We start from the raw sequence: 17,944 nt of genomic DNA on the forward strand, positions 1-17,944 counted from the left end.
TGTTCTTTCGGCCGGGGTCCGCGCTGACGCGTCAGACCCAGGGTCCATAATCATCGCTAATTGACACAGGTGACAGACGGCACATCGTCGGTTGCCTGTAACGGGGGTTATTACGAGGGGGCGCATGGTCGAGTTGGACGAAGACAGCGAGCGCCGGCGGACAACATGTTCACGTTTTTGAGCCGGTCCCAGCAGATGAGGGTCGGGCCAGTCCACCGTGGACAGGTTTGAGCGGGCCTTGTGGTTCGGCGGGCTGCCCGATCACGCGGCGTTCTCTCAGCGCATCGGATTGCGCAGCTCGATCCCGAGGCGCCGCTGCTCACCGTCGATAGGGGGCGCGAAACTAGACCCGCCCCCAGGGGGAGTTGGAAGCGTAGGGGCAGATTTGTGGCGCGGAGGCGACGAGGTGCCCGCGGTATTACGGTGACATGGCGCTCGGTGGAGTGCGAAGCATCCCGAACGTTTGGTCTGCTGTGTTGAATTGGCACCAAGCGCGCGTCCATCGCCCCGTTACAGCAGACGTTTCTAACGTAAACCCCCGTCTCTGTCGTCGCCCTGTCTTACTGTGCGTCGAGAGTCACCACGGGTTTGTTGAAGGGTTGGGGAGAACGTTATGTCGCTAACGGACTGGATGAGTGACGCCGACTACGAATGGCGAACCCGTCTGCAGTCATACAACCTGGTCATAGAGGCTAATTTTACGGTTGACGAAGTTCGGGAGGCGCAGTCCAAGTACGGCACCGCGGCGCGACATCTGCTGAACCAAGGGGTATCCCACCGCAAGATCATCAACCGGTATCCGGCACTGACCTTGATGATCTTGGTAGGGCACGCTTCGCTCGCGTACGACCAGGGTGCGTATTGGGAGAGCTTCTGGGAGGAACTCGGCATCGGGCGTGACGCCGAGTTCGAGGTTGAAATCAGGCGCAGCGTTGTAGATCTGCTCGACAAGTTCTCCTTGGCGCGTTTTCCAGACATCGAGCGCGAGAGCTCACGCAAGTACGTGATGATGTTCGCGCTGCATGCAGGCATCCCAGTGCACTGTCTGAGGGATCTCTTGGTCCTGATCAACGAGCACATCACACAGGGGCGGCCCGCGACTGGTGCCGCGCTCATGGAGTGGCTTCAAGAGCCGGGCAAGGAACATCGGGCATCAACCCTCGACGTGCCGGTGCGTAACTTTCTGCTGAACGGCGCCGAGTTCGCAGCTGACATCCTCGACCGCATCATCGAGTTCATCGAGGTTGCCACCGCTGACCCACAGTTCTTCGAGCGGCACCTGGACTCCTCGACGACGGGCCTGCCCAGCGTCCTGCTTGAAGAGTTGATCGAGCAGCTGAAGACGAAGCCGCTGCATTTCGAGCGCAAGCGCCTTGCCACCGTCAGCGGCTTACGACCGGGGTTCACCTACCTCATCGACGACGACGAAGTCGTACTGACACTTCCCACCCCACAGGCCGATGCCGACGTGCCGTGGCGTGTCTCGTTGGACGGGCATGTGCGCGAGGTTCTCGTTGCGCGTCGATGGGGAGGCGAGGCCAGTACTGCTGCTGCACGCGCGCCGGTATCAGAACCGATCCGCGAAGCGATCATCTCCCACCCTGCGCTCGCGGCTGCAACAGCGCTTCCGCTGGTTGTGCAGTCAGATCCGTTACTGACCTTCGACCAAAATGGCCGCTGGATTGCCCGGGGCGATGGGCTCAAGGACTGCGTGTGGGCGATCTACCCTGAAGACCACCAGCTGGTCGACAGCCGCACGCTGCGACAGGTTGAGTCTCAGGACTCCGGCCGTCCAGCCGGATGGCACGGGTGGCGAAGCGCCTTTGTCGATCTTGACGGCGTAGACGCGCTACAGCTCCTCAAGGACGAGACACCGATCGGTACGTCACGGTGGGTCCGCAAGGACGCGCGACCCCGATTCGAACTTGGTCCCGTAATACCGGCGACAGTCACCCTGGATGGTCGGACCGTCTACGGCCGACGACCCTGGGTGCTTCTCCCGGCGACACGCACTGATTCGCCGCCGACCTGGACGGTGCGGGTGAGGCCGTTAGGCGAATCCGAATGGATCGTCGACGAGGCGTGGCTGGGCGAAGAGGTCGAGACCTGCGTGGATCCGTTTGATGATGTCGAGGAACCTCAGCTCGGCCTCTTCGAAATTCTCGTGACCGGTCCGATGGGCTCAGACGCCCGTTGCGTGGCATTCCTTGCCGAGGGGGTGGAAGCTACTTTCGAGCCCGCGATCCGTGTCCCAGTATCCGGGGGGCTATCGACCTGTACAGCCGTAATCGCGAGCGAAGGGCTTGCCGTTACCCCGGGCGGGCCAGTCGAATTCGGCGCACGCGATATCGAAGTCGAGCTTGAGCTGGGCTCAGGACACGCTGCCGGGCAGATCTTGCTGAAGCCGCTCCACGTGGAAATCCGCAGCGGCGAAGTCGGTGTCCCCATCGCTTGGCGAATGACGGCCGACGTATGCGATCCCGATGACTTCACTCAAGATCGATTCGTCGCGATCCGTGCACCCGGCGTGGAGCGGGTTCAGTTCGCCTACTTTTCGGAGCTCGGTGATCTTCTGCAGCTCGATTCGACGCCGAGACGGCGCCAAGGTGATGTGTTCGAGTCACGTACCCAGCAGTTCGCAGACACCGTGCGCAGCCACCCGTCCGGTCGGATCGTGGCCACATTGCACACCGAGGTCGGGCCGATTGAGGTCACAGTTCTGCGTGCCCAACCGCGCCGACTTGCCACCGCTGTGAGTCTGAATGACACGGCGCTCGAGTTCGTCGACGCTGCTGCCTTGGATGACATGGCAGTGTTTGTATGGAGCACGACGGCGCCCTGGCGTGCCGCCGAGGTGTTACCCATCGTCGATGGGAAAGCCACCCTCCCCGAACATCTCGTCGATGCTGGCGAACTGCGTTGTCAGCTGTTCATCGACGATCCGTGGGTGTTGATCGACCCGCCGACGATTCCTCCTGAGACTGCATTTCGAGTGGAGCAGCCGGGATGGCGGAAGGACGGGACGCGGGACCAGGTGGAACTTTCGCACTACCTGGGTGGACCGTGTAGCGCACACGTGGAAGTCGGAGTGATGCCCGAGGTGTGGGCCGCGCTGGCGCGACTTCACGCCGACGGCACATCGGAGCGCTTCGCCGGCCTCATCAAGCTGTTGGTCGGAGCGCCCAGGAAGGCACTCGAGTGTCTAGGTGACAGCACAATCCCGGCGGGGGAAAAGATGGCGATGCTGATCCGCAGTGAACTTGTCAATCACAACTTCTCCGCCAAACAGACTCTCAACGAGCTGCATTCCCATCCTTGGTTCGGCTGCATGGTCGAACTTGCCGACTTGCCGTCGCTCTACAACCGCAGAGATGAGGTACGGGTCGAACGTGCCGAAACCCTTGCATACCTTCAGGACCGAGGCGGGGCTGTGCTGACCGAACTTCTGCAAACGGGCAAGGCTACCCGCTTTCATGATGCGAGTTTCGACACGCGGGTGATGGAGATGAGCTTTGTGCCGCGCAATCGGGTGGAAGCGAAGCTGCGCGAGATTCAGCAGGTGCCACGCGCACAACTGCACCCCGAAAACCTGCGCGTGGGTGTGTACGAGGCGCTATGCAGACGAACCGAATGGATGTCCTCGGCGTGGTCACCCAATTTCGCGCAGCAGGCGGTATTCGTGGTGAACCCGATCAAACGGGCCTCACCGCTCGCACACGAGGCGATCACACTGCGCATCGACCGGCTCCGCGGCATCGACGTCTCCGAAAATCCCTGGATGCTGATGTCCGTGGAGTCGCTGACGCTGGCCTTCCTTGCCAGGCTCGAAGCCTACAGACGAATCGAGGGGCGGTACCTGAACTCTGGCCTCCTGAGGGACTGGGCACGGTTGGCGCACCTGTGCCCGACGATGGTGGCCAATGACTTGCTCATCGCTGAAGCAGTGGTGCTGTATGACCGTCGTGGTGATCTGACTGGAGAAGACAAATGATCGATCGGCTTGATCCGCTTGAGACTTCGAAGGAAATCGAGGGAAGTTACAAGAGGTATCTGAAGACGCTTCTCGCTCCTCGCGACGAGCGCCTAGCCGCCGCGTTCGACGCCGAGATCGACCAAAGCACCCTTTTAACCAAGGGGCCGATCTTGGAGATGACGCCGCCGTATGAAACCGGCGCGACATGCCGCCAACTTATCGACGAGGGCGTGCTTCATCCTGACTTTGCACGGACCGACAGCGCGTCATTTTCCCTCGACCGACCGCTATACGTTCACCAGGAGACGGCGGTCCGCAAGTTCGTCGGTGGTCGTAATCTTGTGGTCAGCACGGGCACCGGATCCGGCAAGACTGAGAGCTTCCTCATCCCGATCATCAACTCGTTGATCGAAGAGTCCGCCCAGGGGACGTTGGGGCCGGGCGTTCGAGCACTACTCCTGTACCCGATGAACGCCTTGGCCAACGACCAGTTGAAACGGCTGCGGGCGGTGCTTGCCGGTGTCCCGGAGATCACTTTCGGCCGCTACACCGGTGAAACAGCGGAGGATGTGCGTGCCGCCGAAACGGAGTTCGTTCAGAACAACCCAGGTGTTCGCCGGCTGCCCAATGAGCTGTTGAGCCGCGACGAAATGCGCAGGACGCCACCACATCTGCTACTGACGAACTACGCGATGCTTGAGTATTTGCTGTTGCGTCCGGCGGACATCGACCTGTTCGACGGGCCGCACTCGGGAACGTGGCGTTTCATTGTGATGGATGAGGCCCACGTGTACGACGGTGCACAGGGTACCGAGGTTGCGCTGCTGATGCGCCGGCTCAAGCAACGTGTTGCACCAAAGGCAACTCTTCAGTGCATCGCGACGTCGGCTTCGCTGACAGGGTCAGTGCGCGACGATCCCCGCGGTGAGGCAATGCAATTCGCCACCAACCTCTTCGATGCCCATTTTGAGTACGTCGACGGCGATACTGGCCGGCAGGACCTGGTCGAGCCGGTCCGCAAACAGCATCAGCTGGAATCGAATTGGCGCTTGACCGGTGACCAGTTGTGGGCCCTTCGAAAAGGTTCGATGCAGGCGAGTGAGGTGGCCCCGCCTGGAGTTGACCTGGCGACGGCATTGTTGCGTGAGCAGTCGCTGGTGGAGCTCAAGGAGGCGCTGAGTTCCGGTCCCGTGGATGTTCGGCAACTCCGCGACCGCATCTGGCCTGGTGACGAGCAGTCGGCCGAGAAGCTGGATGCGCTCGTCGATGTGGGTAGTCGTGTGCGGGACGACCGCGGACACCCCGTCCTGTCCGCCCGATATCACCTGTTTGTCCGGGCCACCGAGGGGGCTTTCGTCAGCTTCAACGACGGCGGTCCACGGATCTTCCTCGGACGCCACGAGGTGGACCCGGATACGGGTCGGGCAGTGTTCGAGTTCGGGACTTGCACCCGCTGCGGTGCCGTTCACCTGGCTGGCGATCTGGAACATCGTGACAGTAAGGACTACTTCCGGCCGGCGAAGAACGCGGATGTTTCGGTTAGTTGGTTGGTGCTTGCCGACGATGATGGCGACATCGTCGTTGACGAGGACGAACTCACCCTGGCAGAAGACGACGCGAAGTCGGCGAAAAGTGACCCCACCACGAGGCGGCTCTGCACAGGTTGCGGATTGCTCGCCGATGCCGGAACCACCGCGTGTCCGTCCGCGAGCTGCCGCGGCGGACAGTTCCTTGCGGTGCGCGAGCATCCGCGTGCTACCCGAATCATGAGTCGCTGCACCGAATGTGGCACACAGTCCAGGCAGGGTGTCCGGCGTCTACGAACGGATGTGAATGCGGCGCCGGCCGTCGTCACTACAGCGCTCTATCAGCAGCTTCCCGAGGCCGCCGATGAGACCGCCGACCAAGTCGGCGGAGGCCGCAAACTGCTGATGTTCTCCGATTCGCGCCAGGCGGCCGCATTCGCGGCCCCGTACCTGGATCGCACTTACACTCGGATGCTTGAACGTCGCTATATCACTCAGGCGCTGGCCGATCCCGCGGCAACGGGAGCCGATCTGACGGTCGGAGAGCTGGGTCTGCTCACCCGGGAAAAAGCCCAAGCAGCGGGACATTTTGCCGCCAAACTGGGCAGCATTGAGATCACCCAAGCGGTGAACCAGTGGATCTCCGGTGAGTTGATGACACTGGAGACCCGGCAATCGCTTGAGGGTCTCGGTCTGATGCGCATAGCCCTACGGCCGGGAACTCCGGTGCCATTGCGCGGCTTCACCGCACTAGGACTCACTGAGGAGGAATCATGGGGGTTATTGAACGAGCTCATCAAGACTATTCGGCTGCAGGGAGCGGTTACGGTCCTGGACCGCGTCGACGTCAAAGATGAGCGGTTCGCGCCCCGGAACACTCGGGTGCGGATGCGTTCCACCGGGTCTGACCGAGCTAGGCAGATCATCAGCTGGAGTCCGAGCGGCGCCGCGGCTACCAATAGCCGGATAACCTTCTTGAGAAAGGTACTAGCCGCGCTGTCTAACGACACACCCGCAGAGCGGATTCTTGAGGGCTGCTGGAAGCTGCTGGAGTCGGGTGGGTTTCTGGCCGCTGAGGCCGACCGCGGGGTTGGCGGTCAGGTTTACCAACTCGACCACAGCATGCTGTCGACCACCAATGGTGCGGACTGCCAGTGGTATCAGTGCGATACGTGCCGTGTCCTGACGGCATTTTCGGTGCGCGAAATCTGTCCTAACAGCAGGTGCACCGGCAACCTCAAGCCGTTCGATCTGCCGGCGCCCCGGGACGACGCGAACCACTACCGCGTGGTCTATCAATCGATGAATACTGCACCGCTGACGGCACGCGAACACACTGCGCAATGGAACGCCAAGGAAGCAGCCACAATTCAACGTGAGTTCATCGGCGGCAAGGTCAATGTGCTGTCTTGCTCGACGACGTTCGAGCTCGGAGTGGACGTCGGCGACCTCCAGTCAGTGGTCATGCGCAACATGCCACCAAAGACCGCCAACTATGTGCAACGCGCCGGTCGAGCCGGCAGACGAGCAGCCTCCGCTGCGTTGGTGGTCACCTACGCCAAGCGGGCGGCCCACGATCTTGCGCAATACCAAAACCCGATAGGGATGATCGCCGGCCGCATGCGCATCCCGTGGGTTCCGATCGACAATGAGCGCATCGCCCGCAGGCATGCGCATTCCATTGCGCTGGCAGCCTACTTCAGGCACTGCTATGAGCAGCGTAACGAGAAGTGGAAGACTGCAGGTCAGTTTTTCTCACCTACCGCAGATGGTGGAGCATCGCCGGCAAGCCTTGTACGTGAATACCTTTCGCCTGTCCCGGCGGTGTTGGCGGAGGCGCTGCGTACCGCTTTGCCGCAGAGCGTTCAGACCGAGATAGGGGTCTCCGACGGTAGCTGGGTTGGGCCGCTGGTCGAGTTGCTCGACTCCGTCGAGAAGGAGCTGACCAAGGATGTCGCCGATATTGAAGAACGCATCAACGCGTCCGTTAAGGAACGAAAGTTCTGGCTGAGCAAGCGACTTGAGGACACAAAGAACACGATCACCGGTCGGGACCTGCTGGGTTTCCTGGCGAACCGAAATATTCTTCCGAAGTATGGGTTCCCGGTAGACACTGTCGAGCTCAGCACGCTTAATGCCGCCGACCCAGTGGGCCGACGCTTGGAGCTGGACCGGGATCTCAGCCTCGCGATTTACGATTATGCGCCCGGAAACGAGGTGGTGGCCGGAGGCAAGATCTGGACGTCAACTGGGTTGAAGACGCGTCCCGGTAAGGAACTCGTTCGCCACCAGTACCGGGTCTGCATGACTTGTAACCGGTTTGAGCGGGGCAGCGTCCTGGAGGCGGCGGACGAGTGTCCCAGCTGCGGGGAGCCCTTTAAACCTCCGAGGACGCTCATTGTGCCGGAGTTCGGTTTCATCGCAGCTAGCGATACGCGCGAGGTTGGTAGCGCGCCTCCGCAACGACGTTGGCGCGGCGGGAGTTACGTGGAGACCCACGGCGATGAGATCGGTCAACACCAGTGGACTGGGCCGGGCGGGTTGCGGGTGAACGCACGTGCGGGAGTTCGTGCGTGGCTAGCGGTCGTTTCTGACGGCGGACGTGACGGTTTCCAATTGTGTGAGTGGTGCGGCTGGGCCCGTGTCGCGGAGCGTGGCGGGCGGCGAAAGAAGCACAATCGACCGGATAACGGGCGGGACTGCGATGGCCCGCTGGAGAAAATCTCCCTCGGGCACCGGTACCAGTCCGATATCGCGGAGTTCACCTTTGACGGCATACCGTACCAGAGCGACCAACAATCGATCTGGCTATCTGCCCTGTACGCAATGCTTGAAGGAGCGTCGGTTGCACTAGAAATCAGCCGGGACGACATCGACGGTGCGTTGTCGTGGACCCCAGACCATCGCCGCAGCATCGCGCTGTTTGACACGGTGCCAGGAGGGGCCGGCGCAGCGAAGAAGATCGCCGAGAACATCGGCGTGGTCCTCGAGTCGGCCTACAAGCGGGTGACGAACTGCGACTGCGGCGAGGAAACCTCGTGCTACGGGTGTCTTCGCTCGTATCGAAATGGGCGCGTTCATGAGGAGCTGTCACGTCGCGCGGCGTTGCAAGTGATTGGTGGGGTGGTGGGGTGAACGGGGACGAGATTCTGATCGTAGGATCGCAAGTGAAAATAGGTTGTCTTCGCTGGGCTGTAGATCTTCTCAAGCACACGAGAGAGGCGAGGAACACGCCAGTAAAACCCCACCGCCGAGGCGGCCGGGTGCTTGTGCATAGAGTGTCATTCGAGGCACGGGTTTGGGCGTCCCGGTTGGCAAAGCGTCCGCCAACCGAGCAAACCTCCGTCGTTCGGGAGGAAGTATGAGGGAGGTTGGCACCCCCCAGGCCGGGGTGACTGAGGCAATCCGGCTGGTTCTCGGTATTGCGCGCCTCGGCGAGCAGGGCCTTAGGGGTTGGTGGCGCTCGCATGGCCTCGGAAAGGGCGGCCAGTACGTGCTCTCGACCGCTTTTCCACGAACCGCCAAGTCAGCGGCGCTTGAGCTTGACATCGTGTCCGCCGCGCGGCGGCACGACGATCTCCTCGGACGGCAGACCGCTTTGCACCTCTTCTCGAGCGCATTTCCTTTTCGACGCTGGGCGGAGGCGTGGCTCGCCGAGCAGAAGACGCTGGCGCCCGATGCGCTGTTTGATGTACTGGTGAGCTGGGATCTTGAAAATGCCCTGACTTCCTTACGAGATTGGGCAGGCGACGCGCCAGTTGGTGAACCAATTGGCGAGGGATTGCTTCTTGGACAGCTGACCGATGAAGAACTTATGAATGACGAATCTTCGCTCACTTACGCAAAGTTGCTTGCTGCGGCATACCTCGCTCAAGACTCGAACCTTCGACCGCCGTACTTCGACCTCAAGCATTGATGTTTACCGTCAACATTCAAAAGGGCGGAGCGATGCTCGATGACACCCGCCACCTCGCAGAAGTGTGGGATGACGACCTTGATGCCGCCCAGAACTTGAGTCGGATCGCGGCAGGAAACCTGCTCGGTAAGTCGTCACGGAAGCGATCAGACGACGTGCTGCTCCGGATATTGTCGCCGCGATTCGTTGCACCCGGCCCAGACGTGTTGCGGGCCGTACGCGGGCTTCGTGACGACCCCAGGGCCTTCCGAGAAGCGTGTTACTACGAGACCGCCCGTGACGAAACACTCCTGGCGGCGTTTGCCGAGGGTCCAGTCTTCGACTGGTACAGCGCAGGCCGAATAGGTGTCAGTATCGACGACGCAAAACAGTGGCTGGAAGCGCTCACCAAAGACGGAAGTCTTCCGGTGTGGACCGACACTGTCCGCACGAAGGTTGCACGCGGGTTACTTGCTGCAATGCGGGACTTCGGAATACTCAAAGGTGCCGTACATAAGGAGTTCAACACGCCTGGTATGACACCAAAGGGCTTCGCCTACGTGGCTTTCCGTGAGCATCAGCAGCAAGTTTCTGCGCGGGCACTTCTTGAGAGCCCGATTTGGCGTCGGTGGCTTTTGGACGACATATGGATCAGCGACCTGCTCACACAGGTAGACCGACTGGGACTTCTTCACTATTCGCGTGCCGGCTCTGCGGTTCGTATCGACTGGAAAGCTTCGGATCTTCAGGAGGTAGTCAATGTCCCTGCCTGAACCGCTTCTCGGCATCGGTAAACGTGTTGTGGAGCATTTCGATGACGGTGGGGATCCGCCGTTTCAGCTGTACGTGTACAAACCCACAGCCGAATGGGAGGTTCGGGCAGAACTGGAAGACCTCCGTCTTTGGTTCGGCGCTGCAGGCCGCAACGTGAACGTCGCGGCCGTGTCGCTGGCCCGCCTGTTCTGGGCAGCGTTGGAGGATGCCGGCTGGTTGGAGTCAGTGATCACAGCTGAACGAGACGCCGGCGGGGACCCGGAGGCGCTCTCGGAGGTTTACGCGTCAGTGGGAGAAGTCCTTCGAGACGAGCCAAGCCTGCCCGACCGTGTCAGAGCCGAACTGGCGGATGTCGATGATCGGACCGCAGTGTTTTTGTATCGCGCTGGATCCCTTTACCCCGCCTACCGAACGTCTTCGTTGCTCGATGATCTGCGGACAGATCTGAAGCTTCCGGTGACACTTCTGTACCCCGGCAAGGTAGTCGGTGAGTTTGGACTCAGCTTCATGAGTTGTTGCGAGCCTGCCTACGGATACCGCGCACGAATCGTTCCCCGAGGAGACACCGAATGAAAATAGTTGAACTCTTCAGACGCGACATTGCCCGTGACATTCCTGAAGTCATTCACGTCGATGCGGTGAACCGAGTTGCTGAGGAGATCGACGAGTACGTTGCTACTCGTCACATCAAAGAGCAGCTTGAGGAAGTTCTCGAAAACTATCAAGAAACCATTCTCAAGCCCACTGAGGATACCAACGTTTGGGTTAGCGGATTCTTCGGTTCGGGCAAGTCGTCGTTCGCCAAGATGCTCGGATACCTGGCCGAGAATCCATCCATCGAGGGCCGGACAGCGCTGGAGCGGTTCAAGGAGCGGGTGGACGCCCCGCGGATCGAGGCGCTGCTGAACGTCGCGCATGCCCAAGCGGCGGCGTTCAGCGTCTTTTTGGACATGTCGACAAGCCGCAACGTCGCCAGAGAAGGCGAAAGCATCGTCCTCCCGCTCTACCGGGCTCTCCTAGAGCGGTTCGGCTACTCGCGCAATCTACTGCTCGCAGAACTCGAATACGATCTGGAAACTGACGGCGATCTGGCCGCTTTCCAAAAAGCGTTCGCGCAGGTCTCGAAGGGAAATCGTGCGTGGATCGAGCGACGTGACGTCGGCTTCGCAAAGAGCGAGGCGAGCCATGCTCTACATATTCTCCGTCCCGACAAGTATCCGGACGTCGACTCATGGGCAAAGCAAGCGGAATCCGTTGAGGTCACGGCTAACTGGTTTGCAGAGCGTGCACTGAGCTTGTTGGAACGTCGAGGGGATGGCCGCAAGCGTTTGGTCTTCATCGTGGACGAAGTTGGCCAATATGTAGCCCGCAGCATCAGCCGCATGCTGGACCTGCAGGGCCTCGCCGAGGCGATGCAGAAGCGTCGGGGTTCGCTCTGGCTGGTCGTAACATCTCAAGAGCGGCTCGAAGACGTCCTCGACAGTCTGGAAGGCAAGCGCGTCGAACTAGCTAGGGTTCAGGATCGTTTCCCGATTTCGGCTGATCTCCTGCCAGGTGACATCAAAGAGGTCACTAGCCGCAGAGTGCTCGAGAAGACGTCGACGGGCCGCGAAGAGTTGCGTTTCCTATTCACGAAAAACCGCAATAAACTTCTCGCGCACACCCGTTTAGAGTCGGCCACGCGGTCCGATACGCCATCCGAGGATGATGTCCTCAGCTTGTACCCGCTGGTTCCGTACCAGGTGCAGGTACTTATCGATGCAATCTCGGCGCGTCGAGCACACGGCGGTGCATCGCCAATCCTTGGCGGCTCAAATAGAACGATCATCAAGCTCGCGCAGGTACTGGTGACCGACCCGAAAGCCGGCCTGGGTGAACATCCTATGGGCGATTTGGTCACGATCGATCGTGCTTACGACCAACTCGAAAGTGTCATCCCGACCGCGTGGCAGAGCGAAGTCGAGCAAGTGACGTCAAAGTATGGCCAGGACAGCATCGAGGCGCAGGTGATTAAGTCGGTAGCCTTGTGCAGCGACGTTGGCGCACTCTCATTGACTGCCGAGAACATCGCCGTACTGCTTCACCCCGCGATCACTGCAGAATCGGTGCTGTCCGAAGTCCGTGAGGCGCTCGACCACTTGGTCGTCGATGATCGGATTCGTCTCGGCGACGATGGCTACCAATTGCAATCCGCAGAGCAGAAGGACTGGGAAAAAGCACGCCGGCAGATCGACCTTCGCCCGGCCGAGGCCACGCGCATTCGCAGACTTATCGTCAAGGAAGGTCTGGCGGGCTTGACCGTCACGAGAGGGCGGGTTTTCAAGGTTGAAGTCACCGTCGAAGGTGAGAAGTTGACGGACGGTGACATCGCCCTTCACATCGAAGAGGCGGACGCGGGCCGCCGTTCAGACCTGCGCAGCCTGTCGCGCGAAGCTGCGGCAAAGACTCGACTGACGTGGGCCTTCGAAGAATCTCCCGATACCTACGAGGCAATCCTTGAGCTTCACCGCAGTCGGTCCATGATCGAGCGGCGCGACACGCCCTCTAAGACTGTCGCCGAAGTGGAGCTATTGGGTGAGGAGCGAGTTCGTCAGACACGGTGGGAGCGCCTCGTCGCGGAGCGGTTGGCGCGCGACCTGACCGGCGGACAAATAATTTTTCGAGGGACGTCAGAGGATGCGCCAGCGGCGGCACTGCGCTCCGCGGCCCAGCAGGCTGTTTCGCGACACATCGACGACATCTACGAGCGCATCGACCAGTTCTCCGCGAATGTCACTGGCCGGGATGTCCTCGCCGTCCTTCATGCCGACAATCTTGACGGGATCTCCCCTCAACTGCGGGAGGACGGCATCGGGGTCACGCACTCAACGTCTCAAGGAGAGCAGGTCGTCACCGACCGCGACCCGCTACTGGCTCTTCTGACCGAAATCAGGGACCGCGCGGCCTACGGCAACGAGGCGACCGGTAGGCACCTCGAGACGTTGTTTTCGGGACCGCCGTACGGAGCTCCGGTTGAGGTCATCCAAGCAATTTTGGCGGCCGGCATCCGCGCGGGCCTTGTTGACGTAATTCACCAAGGTTCACGGATCCGAGGTAGTGCGGATCAGCGGCTTGACCGAGTGTTCGGCGCTCTACCGCAATTCAGAGCCGCCTCGTTTGTGCCGCCTGTGGACGACGAGGTTTCCCTCGAAGTTCGTGTTGATCTCGCCGAGCGGCTGGGGCAGTTGATCGGTACTCGCCCGCCCGTGGCGACTGACCAACTAGCAGCACTCGTCCGGTCAACGTTCGTGTCGGATACGCAAATCGCAAGCCGCGTGACTGCTGGGCTCCGCGGGCTCGGACTCAAAGTGCCTGAGCCCGTCACTCGGGCGTCCGCGGTACTTGAGCGGCTGGACGATGCGTCAGACGCGGAGGTCGTTACTACAACCGTCCAATCTTGGGTAGATCTCGCGGCTGGGCGAGAGGCGCTTGTTGCACTGGACACCGTTGTGCAACAGGATCTCGAGACGTTGCGCAGTGCTCAGTCGGCGGCCAGAGCGGGCGATGAGGGACTCGCGTCAGATCTTGCTACGGAGCGTCTTGAACTCGTCGATCTACTTGGCGCGGAGGATCTCCCGGCTCACATCGCCAGGATCCGTGCAATCACAGAGCGCCTCGTTGTCGCCAGACTCTCAGCTATCGAATCCGCGAACGCAGAGCTGAAGGTAAAAGTCGCAGAGAAGTCTCGGCAGATCCGTGTGCAGTATGCAGACGTAAACGCCGCTGTCCTTGACGAAGCGCTGAGACCGCTCGAGGAGTTAGTGCCTACTGGGAGCGCTGTAGAGCACGCGCTCGGTCAACTCTTAGCCAAAGCCGAAGCAGTTGACACCCGCGCGATCAAGGTCGCTCGACAACTCGATGAGATCGTCGCGAAGGGCAAAGTCGCTCACCTCGTCATCCACGATCTCGTCACGAAACCCCTGACCACCGAAGACGAATTGGACACCGCGCTCGAACGAGTGCGGGATGCTGCGGCAGCTGAGCTGGCAAACGGAAAGCAGGTGCGCTTCACATGAGTAGCGCACTGGATCATCAGGCGCGCAATGCTTTTGATCGGTTCATTCAGCAAGCTCGCCGTCTACTCGAGGCCGATCTGGCCCGGGAGGCGGAAGGGCGGTACGGAATCCATGCCGTCGACGGCGAGATCGAAGATGAAAAAGACCTCCACCTTGATCCGACGGGCCTCAGCGCCCGCCGGGACATCGTTGACGTGCTCGACTTCCTCCGCCGTGAGGAGGGTTCACACGCTAGCGCCGCCGGTCGATTGATTCGAGAGGCCACATTTACGCACCTCAATCGATTGATCGCAATTAGGATCGCCGAAGAGGTTGGTCTTCTTCCGCAGTCGCTTTCTGAAGGTTCCTCCTCGACGGGATTCAAGGACCTATTGGAGGTAGCCCCACTTCTTTCACGCGAAAAATCTGGTGGATACTGGCTTTACCTCAGGCTTTGCGGTGACGAACTAGCCGCGGACCTGCCCCAACTCTTCGATCCGCGAAATCCTCTACTAGGTCTCGAACCGTCGGCAGCGGCGTTCGACGATGTCGTCACACTGATCCGCAGCGCGGAGCTCCGAGAAGTGTGGGACGCACCCGACACACTTGGGTGGGCTTACCAATTCTTCAATACTGGCGACGAGAGGCGCGCTATGCGCGATGAGTCGCAGGCCCCTAGGAATTCGCGTGAACTCGCCGTGAGGAATCAATTCTTCACTCCTCGGTACGTGGTGGATTTTCTTGTCCAGAACACGCTCGGCCGAAGGCTTATGGAGGCCAGTCCAAGTCCTGAGCTTCAGGCAGCGCTGCCGCTACTAATTGACCCACCAACTCAGCCAGGGACACCCCTCGCGTTGGATGACGTAAAGGTCATGGATCCGGCTTGCGGGTCCGGGCATTTCCTGCTCGGCGCCTATGACGTGTTGGAAGCCGCTTGGACGATCGAGGGCGTGACTCCGCGAGACGCCGCACCCCAGATTCTCGCATCGCTCTGGGGAATCGATATCGATAGCCGGTGCGCCCAGATAGCTGCTGCCGCTTTGACTTTCCGCGCCTCCCGACACAGGACGGTCGAAAAGCTGCCCACTCCGAACATCGTCACCGCGCGAGCACTGCCCGAAGCCACGTCAGAGGGGACTGCGCTGCTGTCCTCTCTTCCGAGCAGCCGGGCCCGGCTCGTTGCCTCAGTGCGCGATGCACTGCAAGGTGCGCCGGGACTCGGACCGCTGTTGAAAGCCGAACAAATACTCTCATCCGAGATCACATCACGCGTCCCTGGTGCGGACCGGGACACGTCGACACTCTTCGGGCACAGTGGCAGCGATGAGGACGCGTACGGTGAGGCCGAGGCCCAAGTCTTAGAAGTCCTCCACCGCTTAGCTGACAGTGCGACATCAAACCCAGCAGACCGGTTATTCGCCGCCGAAGCGGAGGATGCGATCCGCTTCGTGGAGGCTCTGCGCAACCGCTATGACGCGGTGCTGATGAATCCGCCATTCGGTGCCAGTGCGCTGCAAGCCGAAACTTACCTTCGGAGCGATTATCCGCTTTCCTGGACTGAGTTATATGCAGTGTTCTTTGAGCGTGCCATAGATCTACTCTCGTCCGATGGCTGTGTAGGTGCACTCACGTCTTCTCAATACTTGACGACCAAACGTCTAGCGGGGTTCCGAAGCCGATTGCTGAGAGAAAGCCGTCCTCTCGCTATCTTGGATCTCGGAGGAGGTGTATTGCACGGCGCAACGGTAAACACCGCGATAACAGTCATTCCGAAAACTAGAACGACCGGCTCCACCTTCTACTGCGACTTGAGTTCATTTTCCCCGGAGGCAAAGGCGTCGGCCCTTGCCACTGGAGAAATGCCAATTACTCAGTACAATTTAAACAGCTTCTCTTCAATTCCAAATTCTCCTTTTGCGCTGCATATGCCAGATTCGGTGGTATCCATGTGGCAGCATGGCGAGAGTCTTGAGCCTTCACTTGCAGTAGTCCGGACCGGTCCTAAGAGCTTTGATGACTTTCGGTTTCTACGGGCGTGGTGGGAGATTCCGCCCATGCGCCTTGCCGAGGGATGGAAGCGCTACTCGAAGGGGGGAGAATTCTGTCCTTACGTCTCGTATTCACATCTCCTGATCGATTGGCGAGCCGACGGGGCGACGTTGCGCGCCTATGGTGAGGAGACAGGCAGACTCGCCCAGGTGTTGCAGTCGTCGGCAAATTGGGACCGGTCTGGCCTGTGTTACCCAAGAATGAGCAGCATTGGTTTCGCGGCGCGCGCTCTCCCCGCAGGCGAGATCTTCGGGGAGAAGAGTATCGCAATCTTGCCCAACGCCGACGTGTCGGCGATACGCCTGATGGCACTCTTAAATTCGACTGCAGCCGCCGAAATGCTGCAGATATTCGGCCGCGGCCGCGCGACGGAGAATGGGGCCGTCAAATCACTTCCTTTTGGAACGGAGTTTCTCACTCGGCTGTCCAGCGTTGATGAACCGGTTGAGGAACTGATCGAGCTATTTGACACAGCAGAGGCAGCTTCCGAGCTATCGAGCACTTTCGAATTCCCCGCGATGCTAGGGATTGCTCGGAAAGATGCGGCGAATTGGATCAGCGGTCGAACATCACGCGCGGAGGAACTGCAGCGCAAGGTCGATGATGCAGTGGCCGCCGCGCTGGGAGTCCAGCGAATGGACCCGATGACGCCAGACCGTTCAGAGCTGATTCGGCGGGCATTTCCAGACGTCCAGAATGCCGACGTCCTCTGGGCGGAAGAGACCATATCGTATCTGGTCGGTCTCGCCTTCGGGCGGTGGGACGCTCGAAAACCCGGAGCCTGTCGACAGGCCCAGGGCAGAGGGGACGTATTTCAACGGCTTCCAGATTTTCCGCCGGGAATGCTTCGTGGAGCCGACGGTCGACATCCGGCCGATCGAGTGAGCGATTATCCCTTGCAGTTGCCACTATCTCACACACTGGTAGACGAGCCCCAGCATCAGTGGGACATAGTGGACAATGTGATGGATGCTGCTCGGGTCATGTACGAAGACGAGTATGAAACGGTCATTTCCGACGTCCTAGATGCGTTAGGCGACTCATCGCTTCGCACTCATTTGCGGGGTCCCTTCTTCAAATCACACTTGAAGCGGTATTCCAAGAGCCGTCGAAAGGCACCCATCTACTGGCCATTAACGATTCCGTCTGCAAAATGGGGTGTCTGGGTGTACACACCTGCGATCTCTAGAGAAACTCTGTACCTCATCTCGTCGGAGGCGAAACGGCGTGCGGCCTTTTCGGAGGCTGAGGTCGATCGGTTGGAGCGTGAGAAGGCTGGAGGCCAATCCCCAAGGAGTACCGGTCAGCTAGGTCGTGCCCTCGATGCCGAGCGCAACCTAGCTGAGGAATTACGGCAGTTCCGCGACGAAGCGGATCGTATTGCTAATCTCGGCTGGGCCCCAGACCTGTCCGATGGCATCGCCCTGTGCGCTGCTCCGTTGGCAAGCTTATTTCCTGCTTGGAGGGATTGTTCGCGGTACCGTGATGAGTTGCGAAATGGCCAGCATAAATGGGCACATGTCTCAAAATGGGCTGAGGAACTGTGACAAGTTCACTCCGATTGCAGATCAGATCTGAGCTTGAGAGGGCTGTGCGCCAGGCCGGCGTGGTCGTATGGCAGGACGAGCACCATGAATACGCTGGCGCCGCAAGGTCGATCTCGCCTGCGAACGTACCATTCGTTGCGTACGAA

7 protein-coding genes are annotated in these 17,944 nt (G+C 60.2%); all 7 read left to right on the top strand.

The features are described 5' to 3' along the window. Positions 1 to 631: 631 nt before the first annotated feature. The 7 genes from RCP80_RS09300 (at position 632) to pglX (ending at position 17,798) form a co-directional block, all read left to right on the top strand. Positions 632 to 3,991 carry a hypothetical protein gene (locus tag RCP80_RS09300; protein ID WP_308482054.1) on the top strand — a complete coding sequence of 1,120 codons (3,360 nt, stop codon included), beginning with the start codon at positions 632 to 634 and terminating at the stop codon, positions 3,989 to 3,991. After that, the gene (locus RCP80_RS09305; RefSeq protein ID WP_308482055.1) at positions 3,988 to 8,634 is read left to right on the top strand and encodes a DEAD/DEAH box helicase family protein; all 4,647 of its coding nucleotides are present in this window, start codon (positions 3,988 to 3,990) and stop codon (positions 8,632 to 8,634) included. Before RCP80_RS09300 ends, RCP80_RS09305 begins: the two co-directional genes overlap by 4 nt. Before the next feature lie 256 nt (positions 8,635 to 8,890). Further along, the gene (locus RCP80_RS09310) at positions 8,891 to 9,415 is read left to right on the top strand and encodes a BrxE family protein (RefSeq protein ID WP_308482056.1); all 525 of its coding nucleotides are present in this window, start codon (positions 8,891 to 8,893) and stop codon (positions 9,413 to 9,415) included. Beyond that, positions 9,415 to 10,167, top strand: a complete 753-nt coding sequence (locus RCP80_RS09315) for a BrxA family protein (RefSeq protein ID WP_308482057.1) — start codon at positions 9,415 to 9,417, stop codon at positions 10,165 to 10,167. The genes RCP80_RS09310 and RCP80_RS09315 overlap by 1 nt, the downstream gene beginning before the upstream one ends. Next, positions 10,154 to 10,741 carry a BREX protein BrxB domain-containing protein gene (locus RCP80_RS09320; protein WP_308482058.1) on the top strand — a complete coding sequence of 196 codons (588 nt, stop codon included), beginning with the start codon at positions 10,154 to 10,156 and terminating at the stop codon, positions 10,739 to 10,741. Before RCP80_RS09315 ends, RCP80_RS09320 begins: the two co-directional genes overlap by 14 nt. After that, the gene (brxC, locus tag RCP80_RS09325; protein ID WP_308482059.1) at positions 10,738 to 14,223 is read left to right on the top strand and encodes a BREX system P-loop protein BrxC; all 3,486 of its coding nucleotides are present in this window, start codon (positions 10,738 to 10,740) and stop codon (positions 14,221 to 14,223) included. The genes RCP80_RS09320 and brxC overlap by 4 nt, the downstream gene beginning before the upstream one ends. Beyond that, on the top strand, positions 14,220 to 17,798 hold the full coding sequence (pglX, locus tag RCP80_RS09330) for a BREX-1 system adenine-specific DNA-methyltransferase PglX (protein WP_308482060.1): 3,579 nt from the start codon (positions 14,220 to 14,222) through the stop codon (positions 17,796 to 17,798). Before brxC ends, pglX begins: the two co-directional genes overlap by 4 nt. The last annotated feature ends 146 nt before the right edge of the window (positions 17,799 to 17,944 follow it).

The organism is Mycolicibacterium sp. MU0053, assembly GCF_963378095.1.
GTDB lineage: Bacteria > Actinomycetota > Actinomycetes > Mycobacteriales > Mycobacteriaceae > Mycobacterium > Mycobacterium burgundiense.